Below are 14,287 nucleotides of genomic sequence, written 5' to 3'. Positions count from 1 at the left end.
GCTATGCCTCAGTCAGCGACTGGCTGATTGCTAAATTCGTTAGAGAATTGCTGCTGGACAGCGTGTAGCATCATCGCCGCCTCATCCGAGGCAACTACCCAGCACTGCACTTTTGATGTCATTGAGGAAAGCGATATCGGCAGGTTGCTGTTGGCCGATTCGGCGTGCAATTCAACGCCCAAATGGGATAACCCCAACAAGAGCTCTTGGCAAAGAGCCGGATTAAGTTCAGCAACACCACCGCTGAGCACAATACCGTCCAGGCCACCTAAAATCGCAAAGTAAGCCCCCAATGTTTTCTGGAAGCGGTATCGAAATAGGTCAAATGCCAGATGGCACTGTGGGTGGTCACTGGCAAATAGTTCAGCCATATTATCAACACCACCAGACAACCCCCGCCAACCGGATTCCTGATTAAGCAGTTTATCCGTATCTTCAGGCGACCATCCTTCCTGCTTTTGTAACCAGGCCAGCAAACCTGGATCAACATCACCGCTGCGCGTACGCATTAACAGCCCCTCATTGGGCGTAAATCCCATGGAAGTATCCATTAGAAAATGTCGCCCACTTAATGCTGGAACTGTCAGGGTTGAGGACTGAAAAAAACAGGCATAACAGACGCTTGCACCCTGGTTCAGGCCAGCAAGCGGTTGTAAATAGTGGCAAGCAACCACCCGGAAAAACCAGCCACCACAGCCCAGGCCACCAACCCCCAAAGTGCGCCGACCAGGGTTAGGTGCCACCCCATATCCTGCAACTGCATATGCACCATGTCGCCGGACATGGACATCATCATTGCGGGCATCGCCGCGACGAAGACACTGCAAATGACCCAAAGCACAATGGCACTGATTGAGCAGGCCAGACCAAATTTAAATGCATGCAGTTTCATATCGTTTCTCCTTCTATCGTGTGTATTTACCAGCCTATAAATCACCAAACCGATTAGACGATTGCGCCATGCGCATCACTTCGTGTTCCTCCAACGACCGCAAGGACTCCAACAATTCCTTAGCCGACGGAATATCCGCCCGTGACGCCAGATAGCGATACAATTCGATGACCTGCTGGTGCTGATCGACGATCACTTCCATAATCTGCGCGGTATCCAGTTCGGCAAAGGGCGCATCACAGTGAACATGCCGGGTAATCGGGTGATGCTCCACGTATTCATAACACCAGGTGTTAAGGGCGTGCTCATCCCCGGATTTTTCAAAACCGCTTACCACGTCGGTCAGCGTTTTTTCGTGTTCCGAGAGATAAGCCAGTATCATCCGTGCCCGCTCGTCAGTGTTTTTATCCGCGCAGTGGGACAAGCACTGGCTCAGGTGTTGGTGAAACTCTTTGGTCCAGTGCAACACATCTTTCAGGGTTTCAATTTGCATCATCTTTTCCTCTAATTAATAGATATCTTGTATCGTCTACAGCCGTAAAATATCTCGATACCCGGCAACATCGACTTTAAACTGGGTTTGCTCTTGTAAATACACTCGCAGCCCTTCCAGCGCATCGGGGTCACCGTGAATCAGTTTGATGGGCGTTGTCCTGGCCAATTTTGATTGGCGCAACCATTCGGTGAGTTCGAGATAATCCGCATGCCCCGAGAGTCCGGAAATCACCTCAACCTCCGCCCTCAGTGGAATCCAGCTACCGTGGATTTTCACTGCATCGACACCTTCAAGCATCTTGGCACCACGGGTACCACCGGCCTGATAACCGGTAAACAACACCGTGGTTCGGCTATCACTCAATAGCCGTTTAAAGTGGTGAAGAATTCGCCCACCAGTGGCCATACCGCTGCCGGCAATAATGATATGGGGGAAAGCCTGCCCCGCTAGCGCCTTGGATTCATCCACGGTACGGGTATAAGTGACGACATCGCACATGTGATGACATTGCTCATGGCTGAGTCGATGCTGATCGCTGTGATGACAAAAAATATCCGACACTTTGATGGCCATGGGACTGTCGAGATAGATCGGCAGTTTGGGTATGGCACCCTCTTGCATCAGCGTTGCCAGCAAATGTTGCAAGGCCTGCGCCCGCCCCACGGCAAACGCGGGCACCAGTAAAACCCCACCGTTTTTAGCAACACGGTTAACCACGGCAGCCAATTGTTGCGCAGCGTCCTGCGGATCGTGCTGCCGATTGCCGTAAGTGGACTCCATCAGCAACAAATCCAGTTCGGGCAGCGGGCGCGGTGGTTTCATCAACACGTCATCGAAACGGCCCACATCGCCTGAAAAGCCAATGCGTTTGCCTTCCGCTTCAATAATGATACTGGCGGCACCGAGAATATGCCCCGCCGGTTGCAGGTAAAAACGGATATCGCCGACTTCAACCTGTTCATCAAAGTCAACCGACTGAAACAACTCCATACTCGATTCGGCGGTTTGACGGTCATAGAGCGGCTCGGGTTGTTCATGTTTGCTCAGCTTATGTTTGGTGTAGTATTTCGCGTCCTCCTCCTGAATATGACCACTGTCTGCCAACAGGATCTGACACAGGTCTTTAGTGGCGTGATGGGTAAACACCGGGCCACGAAAACCGTGCTTGTATAAGGCGGGGATATAGCCGGAGTGATCCAGGTGCGCATGAGTGAGCAACACGGCATCGAGCTTATCGATATCCAGCGGCAGCGGTTGCCAGTTGCGCTCACGCAACCATTTGTAGCCTTGGTACAGGCCACAGTCGATCAGCACCTTGCTGCGCTCGGTTTCCAGTAGAAATTTTGAACCGGTTACGGTTTCGGTACCGCCTAAAAAGGTGATTCTCATGATACGACTCCTGTGGAATCTGATCTTGTTGGTTGCAACATGGAGATAACGGCTGTAATCAGCTGCGGCGTGATATCAATGGCATTGGATGAATGAGGAATGGTATTAGCGGTTACTAATTGGCTGAGGCCCGCCTGGATCAGTGCTTGATCAGAGCCGTCGGCGAAAATGCCATGTACGGCGACACACTGGATGTGTTCAATGCCATTGGATTTAAGGGTTTTGATACACTCCAGAATGGTCTGCCCGCTCGATATGACATCATCAATAATGACGGCGGTTCTATCTCTGTGCGCTTCAATGTTCGGCAAGGACACTTCGACATGACGATCACCGAAACGCTGTTTCTCGCCAATCACAAACGGGTGCTGGCTATAATCGGCGATATCGGATACCCACTGTTCACTCTCGCTATCCGGCCCCACCAGCAACAGGTTGTTTTGTGTCTTCAACCATTGCGCCAACGCCGGGGCACCTTGCACGACACGGCTGGGTACGGAATAAATTTCGTCCAGGGAATGATAACGATGCAGGTGCGGATCTACCGTCACCAACCAATCAATATGGTGAGACAGACATTTGGCAAAAATACGTGAGGTAACCGCCTCCCCATCGACAAAACGGCGATCCTGTCGCATATAGCTGAGATAGGGCGCCACTAGGCCAACTTGCGAAGCACCCAGTTCCCGCAAGGTTTCGACCAAAAACAGTAACGGTAGATACTTGGTGTTGGGGTGCGACAAATCCGCCACAACAATACAGGCGCGGCCTTCCACATCAGAGGTGATACGCAAATAGGATTCACCATCGGGGAATTCACGTGAACTAAATTCTCCCCGCTGCACACCCATCGCCTTTGCTAACGAATCCGCCAATGGGTGATCGTGTAAGCAAAACACCAACGGTGTCTTTCCTGAAACCGGGTTCAGTTCACTCATGAGATTGCTCCAATCGTGAAAATGTTGGATTGTCGGTAATAGGCCAATGCGTATTGCAGCTCGCCTTCTGTGTCACTGAACAGTGTGAACAAGGGTTCACCTCGCTCTACAGTTTCACCGACACGCTTATGCAAGCGCAAACCCGCTGCCGAGACATTGGGCGCTCCCGCCAGTTTCGCCAAGCGCGCTAATTGGCGATTATCAATCGTCTGCAAAGTGCCGGTTGATGCGGCAGTTTCCGTATGTTGAAAATCTGCAGAAGGCAAAGATTTCATCCCGCCCTGGGCCGCTATAATTCGCTGAAATTGTTCCCACGCCGCACCGCTATCAAGAATTTCGGTAGTCCTTTGCAAACCTTGTTCATAGGTTTGCTGATACGCGAGAGAAAACAGATGGGCAGCCAAAAACAGTGCCCGCTCTCGAAGGTCCTCGGGCGCATCGCTGCTGCGCTGCAAAACAGCCATTACATCGCGGGCTTCCTCCACGGGACCAACACCGCGCCCGACAGGCTGACTGCCGTCCGTTATCAAGCAACGAACCTGAAGGCCGCACGCAGCACCCACTTGTGTGAATAATGAAGCGAGACGATCGGCGTCTTTTTGCGAACGCACTTTTGCAGTAGGGCCGACGGGAATATCAATCACCGCATGGGTAGAACCCGCAGCGATTTTTTTCGACAATACCGATGCAATCAACTGCCCTTCGCCATCAAGATCCAGCGCGCGCTCAATCCGAATCAATAAATCATCGGCGGGGCTAAGATTCACCGCTCCACCCCAGGCGAGACAACCGTGAGTTTCTGCTACAACTCGTTGAATATCCGCAAGGCTGAGATTGACGGTCGTCAGCGCCTCCATAGTGTCAGCAGTACCCGCCGGTGACGTGATAGCGCGAGACGACGTTTTCGGAATGGTTAAACCGGCAGCGCTGACGATCGCCACCACCAGCGGCGTGGTGCGATTGCCCGGCAGGCCACCAATGCAATGCTTATCCAGCACCATGGGTGAATCGGGCCAGCTGAGACGCTTACCGCAAGCTACCATGGCCTGTGTCAAGGCAATGATTTCATCCACATCCAGACGACTGCCCGCACAAACGCTGAGAAAGCTGGCAATTTCGATACCGGAATAACGATGGTCGCTGATGTCCTGTACGATCTCAGTGACTTCCTCGTCGCTGAGCTTATGGCCAAATATTTTTTTGCGAACAGCTGCCAGCGATGTCACCACCGGTGCATGACTGACGCTAATCAATGCCCCTGCGGTAACTCCCAGCCGTTCGATGGCGATTTTGGATAAACCAGCGCTGCCTGGTTCAATGACCTTCTCATCCACCACGTTGATCGTTGCGATTATTTGGTTTTGGCCATCTTCCACTGAAACGCGACTGTTAGCTGTAAAACCTTCCGAGCGGCAGATATGGCAATCGTTTCGCATATAAAGGACGGGTTCTTGGTGGGTATCGATACCTATATCAATAACCTTAAGAGCGTTTGCTGACTCCATCGTTTTCACCGTCATTGCTATTTTCGCCTGTTGCGTGGCGGTGACTTGTGACAACTCCACGGCTCATGCCCTGCGTTATCCTTAACGTTTTCATCCACAAACTTGTAATAACCTTCTTTGAAATGAGTCCACCAGTCGTGGCCAACTTCAATGCCATATTTGGCCAGCACATCCTCGATACCATCCAGGCAAAGACGTGACGCATCGTAGGCGAGATTCAAAACCTGTGACTTTTCATCGAAAGACACCGCATCCAGTCCATATAGTTTGTCGATTTCTGACAATGCATCCTGGATGCCGCCTACGCTTTTTGTGTCTAGCTTCAAATGACGGACAACAAGATTGACTTCGGACACACCCAATCGGTGCTCAGTGTTTTTCATCTCCAGTCTCCTTTACCTATTACCTATGCGGCATTTTGTTACAGCAGTGCGGCTCATGTTTGGCGTTATCTTTAACGTTTTGATCAGTCTGACGTTGCCAGCCGAGTTTGACGCGACTCCACCAATTGTCTTTGATCGACGCCCCATGCTTTTCGACGATAGCAATCATATCGTCAATAGAATGGTGAGAGGCGTCGTAGGCGACGGTGAGCATTTGTTTCGCCTCAATAAGTTTTACTCTATCTATGTAGGGAAGATCGCCGATGTCGTGAACAATCAACGGTGCATTATGCTTATCTAATCCGTATAGACTCAGGGTATGTCTGGTGACAAATCCCGGGTTAATGCCTGATCGATGTTCGCTCATCGGCCCTGTACCTTTCTTAAATAATCCAACAACTTATTTTTTGTGTTTATGCACCGGTGATTTTTTCGTCTCTGATTCATGGTCCATCATTTGCCCCATCATTTTTTGCATCATCCCCATGTGTTTTTCCATCATATCCATACGTTTTGTGATATCCATTTTGTCCATTTTCTTACCGCCTTTCATGCCGTTCCCCATATTCATCATCTGCATACCTTCTTGCATAGTTTGCATATGCTCATTCATTAATTGTTGACGTTTTTCTGGGTCGGTTTCGGCTTTGATTTTTGCCATTGTTTCCTGCATTTTTTGCATATGTTCATGCATCGCCATCATCTGCTCATGATTCATCATTGTCATCATCATGCCACCAACTTTGTCTTTGCTTGCATCTCCATGCTCATGTCCTTTTTCAGCATAAACAGGCGAAGAGATTGCGGTGGTAATAATGACTGCAGAAAGAAATTTTTTCATTGAATTTTCATTTATAAATCCTCAATATGTTGACGTTTTTAGGTTATTTAACTTTGGAATCCAAGCGGGTGTCGATTCCATATAATGACGATAGGCATCGCCAAATTCTTCAATTGCCATGCGCTCTTCTCGTTTTGCAAGACGCACGTAAACCACCAATAGGATTGGAAACATACCTAGTGTTGGAAGTGTCGGCCACTGCAACAGAAAGCCAAACATAATCATGATAAAAGCAATGTATTGCGGGTGACGGCAGCGGGCATACCAACCAGTGGTCGCCAGGGAGTGAGTTTGTTGCGCTTTGTGCAGCACGTTCCACGCCGACGCGAGCAGAAAGAAGCCGAGCACGATTAGTACATTGCTGGCAATATGCAGCGGATCAAAGTGCGGATCACCTTCAAACCCGAGCATGGTGTGCAGTAAATGGCCATTTTCATGGGAGAGGAAGTCCACTCCTGGGTACTTTTCCGCCAGCCATCCAGACAGAAAATATATCGTCAGCGGAAATCCATACATCTCGGTAAAGAGCGCAATAATGAACGCAGAGAAAGCCCCAAAACTGCGCCAGTCGGTTTTTGTTTGTGGCTTGGCAAAACTGAAGGCAAAGAAAATAAATATTGCCGAATTCAGTATCACCAGTGTCCAGAGACCATAAGCTGAATCACCGTGCATTTGTCGTTCTCCTGTTTTCTACCGGGTCAATGGTGGTGCCGATGTTCGCTATCCCGGCGCCCATCTTCTAATCCACGCTGGTAAGCATCTTGATCTGACTCACCCTCATGCTGATGGCCTTCTCCCTGGCGCTGATGGCTCCCACCATGCCCCCCGTGGCCACCATGACCTCCATGCATGAAAAGATGCATAAAAGGACATGCCAGCAAAATCAGAAAAGGTAAAAACTGCCAGACATGCTGGCGGTGTTCGATCAGCAGAAAATACGTGGCAGCACCAATTAGGCCCAATGCCGCCAGTCCTTTGGGTGTTAACCAGAATGATGTTTTTTGCGTTGCCATATCACACCTCACGGATGAAATTGAAAATCGCTGTCTATCGCACTGCGTTTATCATGAATCCAAAGCAAGTCATTCACCGGAATAATACAAACCAGCCCTTCGCTATCGGCATTGACGTGCGCCGTTTCTACAATCAGTTGCGCGATGTTATTTGCATGCTCTGACCTGGCGTAAATCTCCATTTGAATGTGCTTAATCAAATGATTCTCGTTGAAGCTGTCGAAGTATTCTCCACGACCGCGAACCGGATGCAGGGTGAAGCCTTTAACCCCATGCCTAATCAGTGCTTCTTCTACGTCCTTCAAACGAAATTCGTCAAAAATGGCGGTCACTTTTTGAATATTCATACTGATATCAATCCTTACTTTCTTTGTTGAACATTCTCTAATTCACCGTGAGCTGACCGCGATACATCTGCATCTGACAATGAAAGGCGTATTCACCAGATTTCAGTGCAGGTAGTTGTATGGACTTCAGTTTATTGAGGGGCAAGGTGTCACTGATTTGCAGTTCGGGAATCAGTAACGTTTCTGAGCAGGGTGATTCATCTTTACGTATGAACTTCAGCTCAACCGGCTCACCCGCAGGCACTTTAATTCGGGAGGGTGAATAGGTGCCATTTTCCACGGTAATCACCAGATCATTTTCACCCAGCTCTGCCTCTTTGGGCTTGTACAACCAAAACCACCATATAATGAGCGCGATCACAACAACGCCAACACTATTAATGATTAACATGTCCACTCTCCTAAACAAGTTTCTGACGAAATAGCCATTAGTGCTCCTGCGCTTTGAACAAGCGCAGTCGGTTGGCATTGGTGACGACCGTGAGCGACGAAAATGCCATTGCGGCACCCGCAATCACAGGGTTCATAAGTACCCCAAGCAAGGGGTAAAGAATACCTGCGGCAACCGGAACACCCGCCACGTTGTAAATAAACGCACCGAACAGGTTCTGTTTGATGTTACGTAATGTGGCCTTGCTCACCGCAATGGCATCGGCAAGCCCATGCAGCGATCCGCGCATCAAGGTGATATCGGCACTCTCTATGGCCACGTCGGTGCCCGTACCGATGGCGAAACCCACATTGGCAATTGCCAACGCTGGCGCGTCGTTGATGCCATCGCCTGTCATGCCGACCACTTCACCTTCCATCTGCAGTTCCTGAACCTTTTTGGATTTGTCCTCCGGTAACACCTCGGCAAAGAACTCTTTAATGCCCGCCTTTTCGGCGACGGCTTTTGCCGTGGCGCGGTTGTCGCCGGTCAGCATGACAACGCGAATGCCGTTGTGCTGCAGTCGTTTAATGGCGGCAATAGAGTCTTCTTTGATGGGGTCAGCCACCGCGATAATGGCGGAGAGCTTGTTATCCACGGCGAAATACATCGGCGTCTTAGCCTCGGCAGCCAGGCCCTGCGCTTTTTCAACAAAATCGCCGAGTTCGATATTGCGCTCTCGCATCAGTTTTTCATTGCCGAACAGCAACGTTTTGCCATCCACCTCAGCCTGCACACCGTGACCGGCGATGGCATTGAAATTGGAGACCTTCCCGGTTTCGATACCCTTCTCCTGGGCTGACTCGACAATCGCCAGCGCCAGCGGATGTTCAGAACCCGATTCGAGCGTGGCTGCCAGCTTCAGGATAGTGTTCTCGTCCTGCTCGCCAGCGACCAAAATATCGGTGACCTTCGGCGCCCCCAGGGTAATGGTGCCGGTTTTATCCAGAATCATCGCTGATATTTTCGATGCGGTTTGCAAGGCTTCGCCGTTGCGAATAAGGACACCCGCTTCTGCCGCTTTGCCCACACCCACCATCACCGACATGGGGGTTGCCAGACCCAACGCACAGGGACAGGCGATAATCAGTACCGTGGTGGCAGATACGATGGCAAACGCCACGGCTGGGTTCGGGCCAAAGTTGAGCCAGACCAACGCACTGGTGACGGCGATAATCATTACGACGGGTACAAAATACGCGGAAATCACATCGGCCAAACGACCAATAGGCGGCTTGGAATTCTGTGCGCGTTTGACCATGTTGATAATTTGCGCCAGGGCCGTGTCTTTGCCGACACGAGTGGCCTTAAACAGAATGGAGCCGGTTTTATTGATGGTGCCCGCTGCAACCGTGTCGCCCACGGCTTTTTCAACGGGCATGGGTTCACCCGTTAACATGGACTCGTCAATGGCGGTATGGCCTTCTATGACTTCACCATCCACAGGAATTTTTTCTCCCGGACGTACACGCACCACATCGTCCATGAGCACCTGTTCGATGGCGATATCCAGTTCCTTTTCGTCGCGTATGACTCTGGCTGTCTTAGCCTGCAGGCCGATCAGCCGTTTAATAGCTTCCGATGTGCGCCCGCGGGCTTTGAGCTCTAGGGCCAGGCCCAGATCGATCAGCCCGATAATGATCGCCGTGGCCTCAAAGTAAACATGGCGAGCTTGTTCTGGAACCGACTCGGGGAAAAATACGACCACCATGGAATACAGCCATGCGGTACCCGTACCCAGCGCAATCAAAGTGTCCATATTGGCAGAATGATTCAGGAAGGACTTCCAGGCGCCGACAAAAAAATGTTTTCCTGAGAAGTACAAAACGCCAAAGGTGAGTATGCCAACGATCAGCCAAGCGATCCGCTCGGTTGTGGTATTAACATTAACCTCCCCGGTAATCAGCGCATAGGCCATTAGCGGCCCACCCAGGGAAAGGGCTATCCAGGTTTCCTTCATCAGGCGTTTGTAATAAGCCTGATCCGACTTTTCTTTTTCTGCGAGCGCATCATCTTCGCTCTCCGCAGCCGCAAGCTTCGCGTTGTAACCGGCTTTTTCCACCGCCTTTACCAGATCAGCAGCATCGGCATTGCCCGTCACACTCACAGTGCGCTGAGCGAAATTCATCTCGGCATTTTCTACACCGGACACCGCCTTTAGCGCCGACTCAATTTTTCCAACGCAACTGGCACAACCCGCACCTTCAATAATCAGTTCCTGAGGACCAGAGTTATTTCCTGAACTGTGGTGATTAGCCTTATGTGCATGATGATCATGAGGCGGAGTTGTCGTACCATCTTCATGGCAAGAGACACCGCCAGATTCCGTTTTAGTTGTACTCATACCCTACTCCCGGTTATTTCTTAAGAACTGTTATCGGATGACCGCCGCTGGAAAGCCAACGCCTTGCAATACTTCAACGAGATGATCTGCATCGACTGCACCAACAACTGAAGCGACACCGGTTGCCAGATCCATAGAGGCCTCACTGACCCCGGAAACGGATTTCAGAGTATGTTCTATACTTTTAACGCAACCACCACAGGTGGCTCCCTGCACTTGTAATTGGTGCAGGGGTTGCGATGATCTGCTAACACTGTTGGTATCAGGTGCCGCAGACGAAATGGATGACTTGCCCGCACAGCAACAGCCACTTTTACGTTGATTGGCGTTCGACGTTTGGTGTGTATTCATACTCATTCCTCCACGGTGAATTCTTCAATTAAATGGCAAAGCATATGACCTGTCGGAGCCTTGTCCGGTTTTTGGCTCCACTCCAATACGGCGCGTTGCATACGATCCCGCAGCCGTATCGTTTCTTTAAACTGCTGCTCAGTTTCATGTAATCTCTGATCAATCAAGCGTCTCACCGTCGGACAAGGAGATTTTTTCTTGTCAGCATGGGAAAGAATTTCCTGAATATCCTCGACCGAAAATCCCAACTGTCGGGCGCTTAACACAAACCTCAAACGCTTAACATCGTTGTCGCTGTATTCCCGATATCCATTGGCCTTGCTTTTGGTGGGATTCAGAATATTGATGCGGGTATAAAACCGTACCGTGTCTGCCGTAATGCCCAATAGCCTGGCAACCTCGATGACTTTCATGCCACCCTCCTCTTGATCCAGTCATGCCATCCTAAGCTTCCGCCGGGATCAGGACCTTGATCTGAGTCAATCACCGGTTATAAACCGAGGTTCTACACCAAGCTTTATAACCGTGCGCTGGAAAAGGTTATACACCTGTGTCATGGACACAGGTCAAGCAGTTTTAGCGTGCGGATTCATGCCATCTATTGGCTATGTTAATGAGGGGAGACTGACACCTGGATGACCCCAACATTACACACCTGTAATGTTGGGGTAGATTATTTGATCCAAATCAACTCGAATGACATTTGGCCAGATCCCTTTCTCAGGGCTTTCTCCAAAGAAGGTAAACGGCTGGTAGCACGAGTAAAGTCAGAATGACCGCACTTAGCATCCCACCGACCATGGGCGCGGCAATACGACTCATGACCTCCGAACCGGTCCCTGTTCCGTACATTATCGGCAACAGCCCCACGATAATCGCGGCAGCCGTCATCATCACCGGACGCACCCGTAAGCCGGCACCGTGTAATACGGCGTGGCGCAGGGTTTCCAGGCGGGGTTCCACGCCCTCCTGCTCACACTCCTCCAGCATATGGCGATAAGCCTGGTTGAGATATACCAGCATGATGACGCCAATTTCCACCGCGACACCCGCCAACGCAATAAAGCCCACGCCTACGGCGACTGAGAAGTTGTAACCGAGCAGGTACATCAACCAGATTGAACCCACCATCGCCAGGGGCAGCGTGCCCATGATAATCGCGACTTCAGCAAAGCTGCGGAAGTTGAAATACAGCAGCACGATAATGATGGCTAGCGTCAGCGGCACCACGTAGATGAGCTTTTCCTTGGCTCGCAGCATGTATTCATACTGCCCTGACCAGTTCAGTGAATAGCCCGTTGGAAGCTCGACCTGATCGGCCACCACGGCCATGGCGTTCTGGACGTAACTGCCAAGATCCACCCCGTCGATATCGACAAAGGTCCAACCGTTGAGGCGAGCGTTTTCACTCTTGATGGCAGGCGGGCCATCTTCCACATAGACGTTCGCCACGTCCGCCAGGGCAATGCGTTGGCCGCTAGTTGTCACGATAGGCAACAGTGCCAGTTGCTCCGGGGAATTACGCAGATCCTGCGGGTAACGCAGATTCACCGGGTAGCGTTCCAGGCCTTCAATGGTTTGGGTGACGTTCATGCCGCCGATGGCGGTGGCCACCACCTGTTGCACATCGGCAATATTCAGCCCGTAGCGCGCGGCTTTTTCCCGTTGGATATCCACCTTGATATAGCGCCCACCGGCCACTCGTTCGGAATAAACCGAAGCCGTACCTGGAACATCCTTTAACACCTGCTCCAAGCGCCGCCCGATTTTTTCGATTTGTTTGAGGTCGGGCCCGGCCACTTTGATGCCCACCGGGGTTTTAATGCCGGTGGCCAACATATCGATACGGGTTTTTATCGGCATCACCCAGGCGTTAGTCAGGCCGGGGAATTTCACAAGCGCGTCCAGCTCTTTTTTGAGTGCATCGGTAGTCATGCCTTCACGCCATTCATCCCGCGGCTTAAGCTGAATGAAAGTTTCAATCATGGTCAGCGGCGCTGGATCGGTGGCGGTTTCTGCACGACCGATTTTGCCGAACACGCTTTTCACTTCCGGTACGGTGGCAATCAGCTTGTCAGTTTGCTGCAGAATTTCCCGCGCTTTACCGATGGACAGCCCTGGATAGGTGGTGGGCATATACATCAGATCGCCCTCATCCAGTGGCGGGATAAATTCGCTGCCAATTTTGCTCACCGGCCAGAAGCCGATAACCGTCACCACCAAAGCCAATGCCAAAGTGGTTTTGGGGTGGTTAAGCACAGTTTTCAGCGCGGGCATATAGACGGCAATCAACGCCCGATTAAGGGGATTTTTGTGCTCAGGCAAGACCTTGCCGCGAATAAAATAGCCCATCAGCACAGGCACCAAGGTAACTGCCAATGCAGCACTGGCCGCCATGGCATAAGTCTTGGTGAAGGCCAGCGGTGAAAACATCCGCCCCTCTTGCGCTTCAAGGGTAAACACCGGCACGAAGCTCACGGTGATGATCAGCAGGCTGAAAAACAGCGCCGGCCCCACTTCAGCCGCCGATTCCGCAACCACTTGCCAACGGTTTTCAGCCGTCAACGGCGTGCGCTCCATGTGCTTGTGCATGTTCTCGATCATCACAATCGCACCGTCGATCATTGCGCCGATGGCGATAGCGATACCACCCAGGGACATGATATTGGCGTTTAAACCTTGAAAGTGCATGACGATAAAGGCGGTGAGAATACCGACAGGCAGACTGACGATGGCCACCAGGCTGGAGCGGATATGGAACAGAAATACCACACACACCAGGGCAACGACGATGAACTCCTCCAGCAACTTATGCCACAGGTTTTCAACGGCGAGTTCAATCAGTCCGGAACGGTCGTAAACCGTCACGATTTCCACACCTTCGGGAAGACCCGCCTTAAGGGTTTCCAGTTTGGCTTTCACACCGTCAATGGTTTTCTGGGCGTTTTCGCCAAAGCGCATCACCACGATGCCACCGACGGCTTCACCTTCGCCATTCAGCTCGGCAATACCCCGGCGCATCTGCGGACCTACATCGATATCCGCCACATCTTTCAGCAGCAGTGGTGTGCCCTTGACGTTGATACCTAAAGGAATATTGGCCAGATCCTCGCGCCCCTGGATATATCCGGAGGCACGTACCATGTATTCCGCCTCGGCCATTTCCACGACGGATGCGCCCACCTCCTGATTACCGCGCTGGATGGCCATCTGGATATGGGACAGCGGAATATTAAAGGCCCGCAATTTATCCGGGTGTACCTTGACCTGATACTGCTTCACCATGCCGCCCAGGGCAGAGACTTCCGACACGCCGGGCACGGTTTGCAGCTCGTATTTCAGGAACCAGTCCTGCAGG

The 14,287-nt window shown here is 51.3% G+C and carries 17 protein-coding genes; all 17 read right to left on the bottom strand.

Annotation, left to right across the window (positions count from 1 at the left end):
• Positions 1-8: 8 nt before the first annotated feature.
• Positions 9-539: a hypothetical protein gene (locus B2R29_RS06095; protein ID WP_301180242.1), complete on the bottom strand. Its 531-nt coding sequence runs from the start codon at positions 537-539 to the stop codon at positions 9-11.
• A 95-nt stretch (positions 540-634) separates the two neighbouring features.
• A complete protein-coding gene (locus B2R29_RS06090; RefSeq protein ID WP_068434970.1) occupies positions 635-892 on the bottom strand; it encodes a DUF5676 family membrane protein in 258 nt (85 codons plus the stop codon).
• 34 nt (positions 893-926) lie between these two features.
• A complete protein-coding gene (locus B2R29_RS06085) occupies positions 927-1,388 on the bottom strand; it encodes an ATPase (RefSeq protein ID WP_301180241.1) in 462 nt (153 codons plus the stop codon).
• Between the two features lie 33 nt (positions 1,389-1,421).
• On the bottom strand, positions 1,422-2,777 hold the full coding sequence (locus B2R29_RS06080) for an MBL fold metallo-hydrolase (protein WP_301180240.1): 1,356 nt from the start codon (positions 2,775-2,777) through the stop codon (positions 1,422-1,424).
• Positions 2,774-3,715: a ribose-phosphate diphosphokinase gene (locus B2R29_RS06075; RefSeq protein ID WP_301180239.1), complete on the bottom strand. Its 942-nt coding sequence runs from the start codon at positions 3,713-3,715 to the stop codon at positions 2,774-2,776. The genes B2R29_RS06080 and B2R29_RS06075 overlap by 4 nt, the downstream gene beginning before the upstream one ends.
• Complete coding sequence (locus tag B2R29_RS06070) at positions 3,712-5,235, bottom strand: thymidine phosphorylase family protein (protein ID WP_301180238.1); 1,524 nt, start codon at positions 5,233-5,235, stop codon at positions 3,712-3,714. Before B2R29_RS06070 ends, B2R29_RS06075 begins: the two co-directional genes overlap by 4 nt.
• 2 nt (positions 5,236-5,237) lie before the next feature.
• Positions 5,238-5,603 (bottom strand): cation transporter, encoded by a 366-nt coding sequence (locus tag B2R29_RS06065; protein WP_301180237.1) that lies wholly within the window; start codon positions 5,601-5,603, stop codon positions 5,238-5,240.
• Between the two features lie 19 nt (positions 5,604-5,622).
• Positions 5,623-5,970, bottom strand: a complete 348-nt coding sequence (locus B2R29_RS06060) for a hypothetical protein (RefSeq protein ID WP_068437596.1) — start codon at positions 5,968-5,970, stop codon at positions 5,623-5,625.
• Positions 5,971-6,003: 33 nt separating this feature from the next.
• Positions 6,004-6,444, bottom strand: a complete 441-nt coding sequence (locus B2R29_RS06055) for a hypothetical protein (protein WP_301180236.1) — start codon at positions 6,442-6,444, stop codon at positions 6,004-6,006.
• 21 nt (positions 6,445-6,465) lie between these two features.
• Complete coding sequence (locus B2R29_RS06050) at positions 6,466-7,116, bottom strand: methyltransferase family protein (protein ID WP_286839842.1); 651 nt, start codon at positions 7,114-7,116, stop codon at positions 6,466-6,468.
• A gap of 26 nt (positions 7,117-7,142) precedes the next feature.
• Positions 7,143-7,457: a DUF2933 domain-containing protein gene (locus B2R29_RS06045; protein WP_068437602.1), complete on the bottom strand. Its 315-nt coding sequence runs from the start codon at positions 7,455-7,457 to the stop codon at positions 7,143-7,145.
• An 8-nt stretch (positions 7,458-7,465) separates the two neighbouring features.
• The gene (locus B2R29_RS06040; protein WP_068437605.1) at positions 7,466-7,804 is read right to left on the bottom strand and encodes a P-II family nitrogen regulator; all 339 of its coding nucleotides are present in this window, start codon (positions 7,802-7,804) and stop codon (positions 7,466-7,468) included.
• Positions 7,805-7,841: 37 nt separating this feature from the next.
• Complete coding sequence (locus B2R29_RS06035; protein WP_068437608.1) at positions 7,842-8,195, bottom strand: cupredoxin domain-containing protein; 354 nt, start codon at positions 8,193-8,195, stop codon at positions 7,842-7,844.
• A 37-nt stretch (positions 8,196-8,232) separates the two neighbouring features.
• Positions 8,233-10,449: a heavy metal translocating P-type ATPase gene (locus B2R29_RS06030; protein WP_301180288.1), complete on the bottom strand. Its 2,217-nt coding sequence runs from the start codon at positions 10,447-10,449 to the stop codon at positions 8,233-8,235.
• Between the two features lie 159 nt (positions 10,450-10,608).
• Positions 10,609-10,929: a heavy-metal-associated domain-containing protein gene (locus B2R29_RS06025; RefSeq protein WP_068437611.1), complete on the bottom strand. Its 321-nt coding sequence runs from the start codon at positions 10,927-10,929 to the stop codon at positions 10,609-10,611.
• A gap of 2 nt (positions 10,930-10,931) precedes the next feature.
• Positions 10,932-11,342 carry a MerR family transcriptional regulator gene (locus tag B2R29_RS06020; protein ID WP_156872790.1) on the bottom strand — a complete coding sequence of 137 codons (411 nt, stop codon included), beginning with the start codon at positions 11,340-11,342 and terminating at the stop codon, positions 10,932-10,934.
• Between the two features lie 307 nt (positions 11,343-11,649).
• Positions 11,650-14,287, bottom strand: a 2,638-nt coding sequence (locus tag B2R29_RS06015) for an efflux RND transporter permease subunit (RefSeq protein ID WP_301180235.1), incomplete at its 5' end; no start/stop codon positions are given.

This window comes from Thalassolituus sp. UBA3500, from assembly GCF_002377545.1.
GTDB lineage: Bacteria > Pseudomonadota > Gammaproteobacteria > Pseudomonadales > Oceanobacteraceae > Thalassolituus.
The sequence above is the reverse complement of the archived record's forward strand: the minus strand, read 5'-3'. Positions and strand labels throughout refer to the sequence as shown.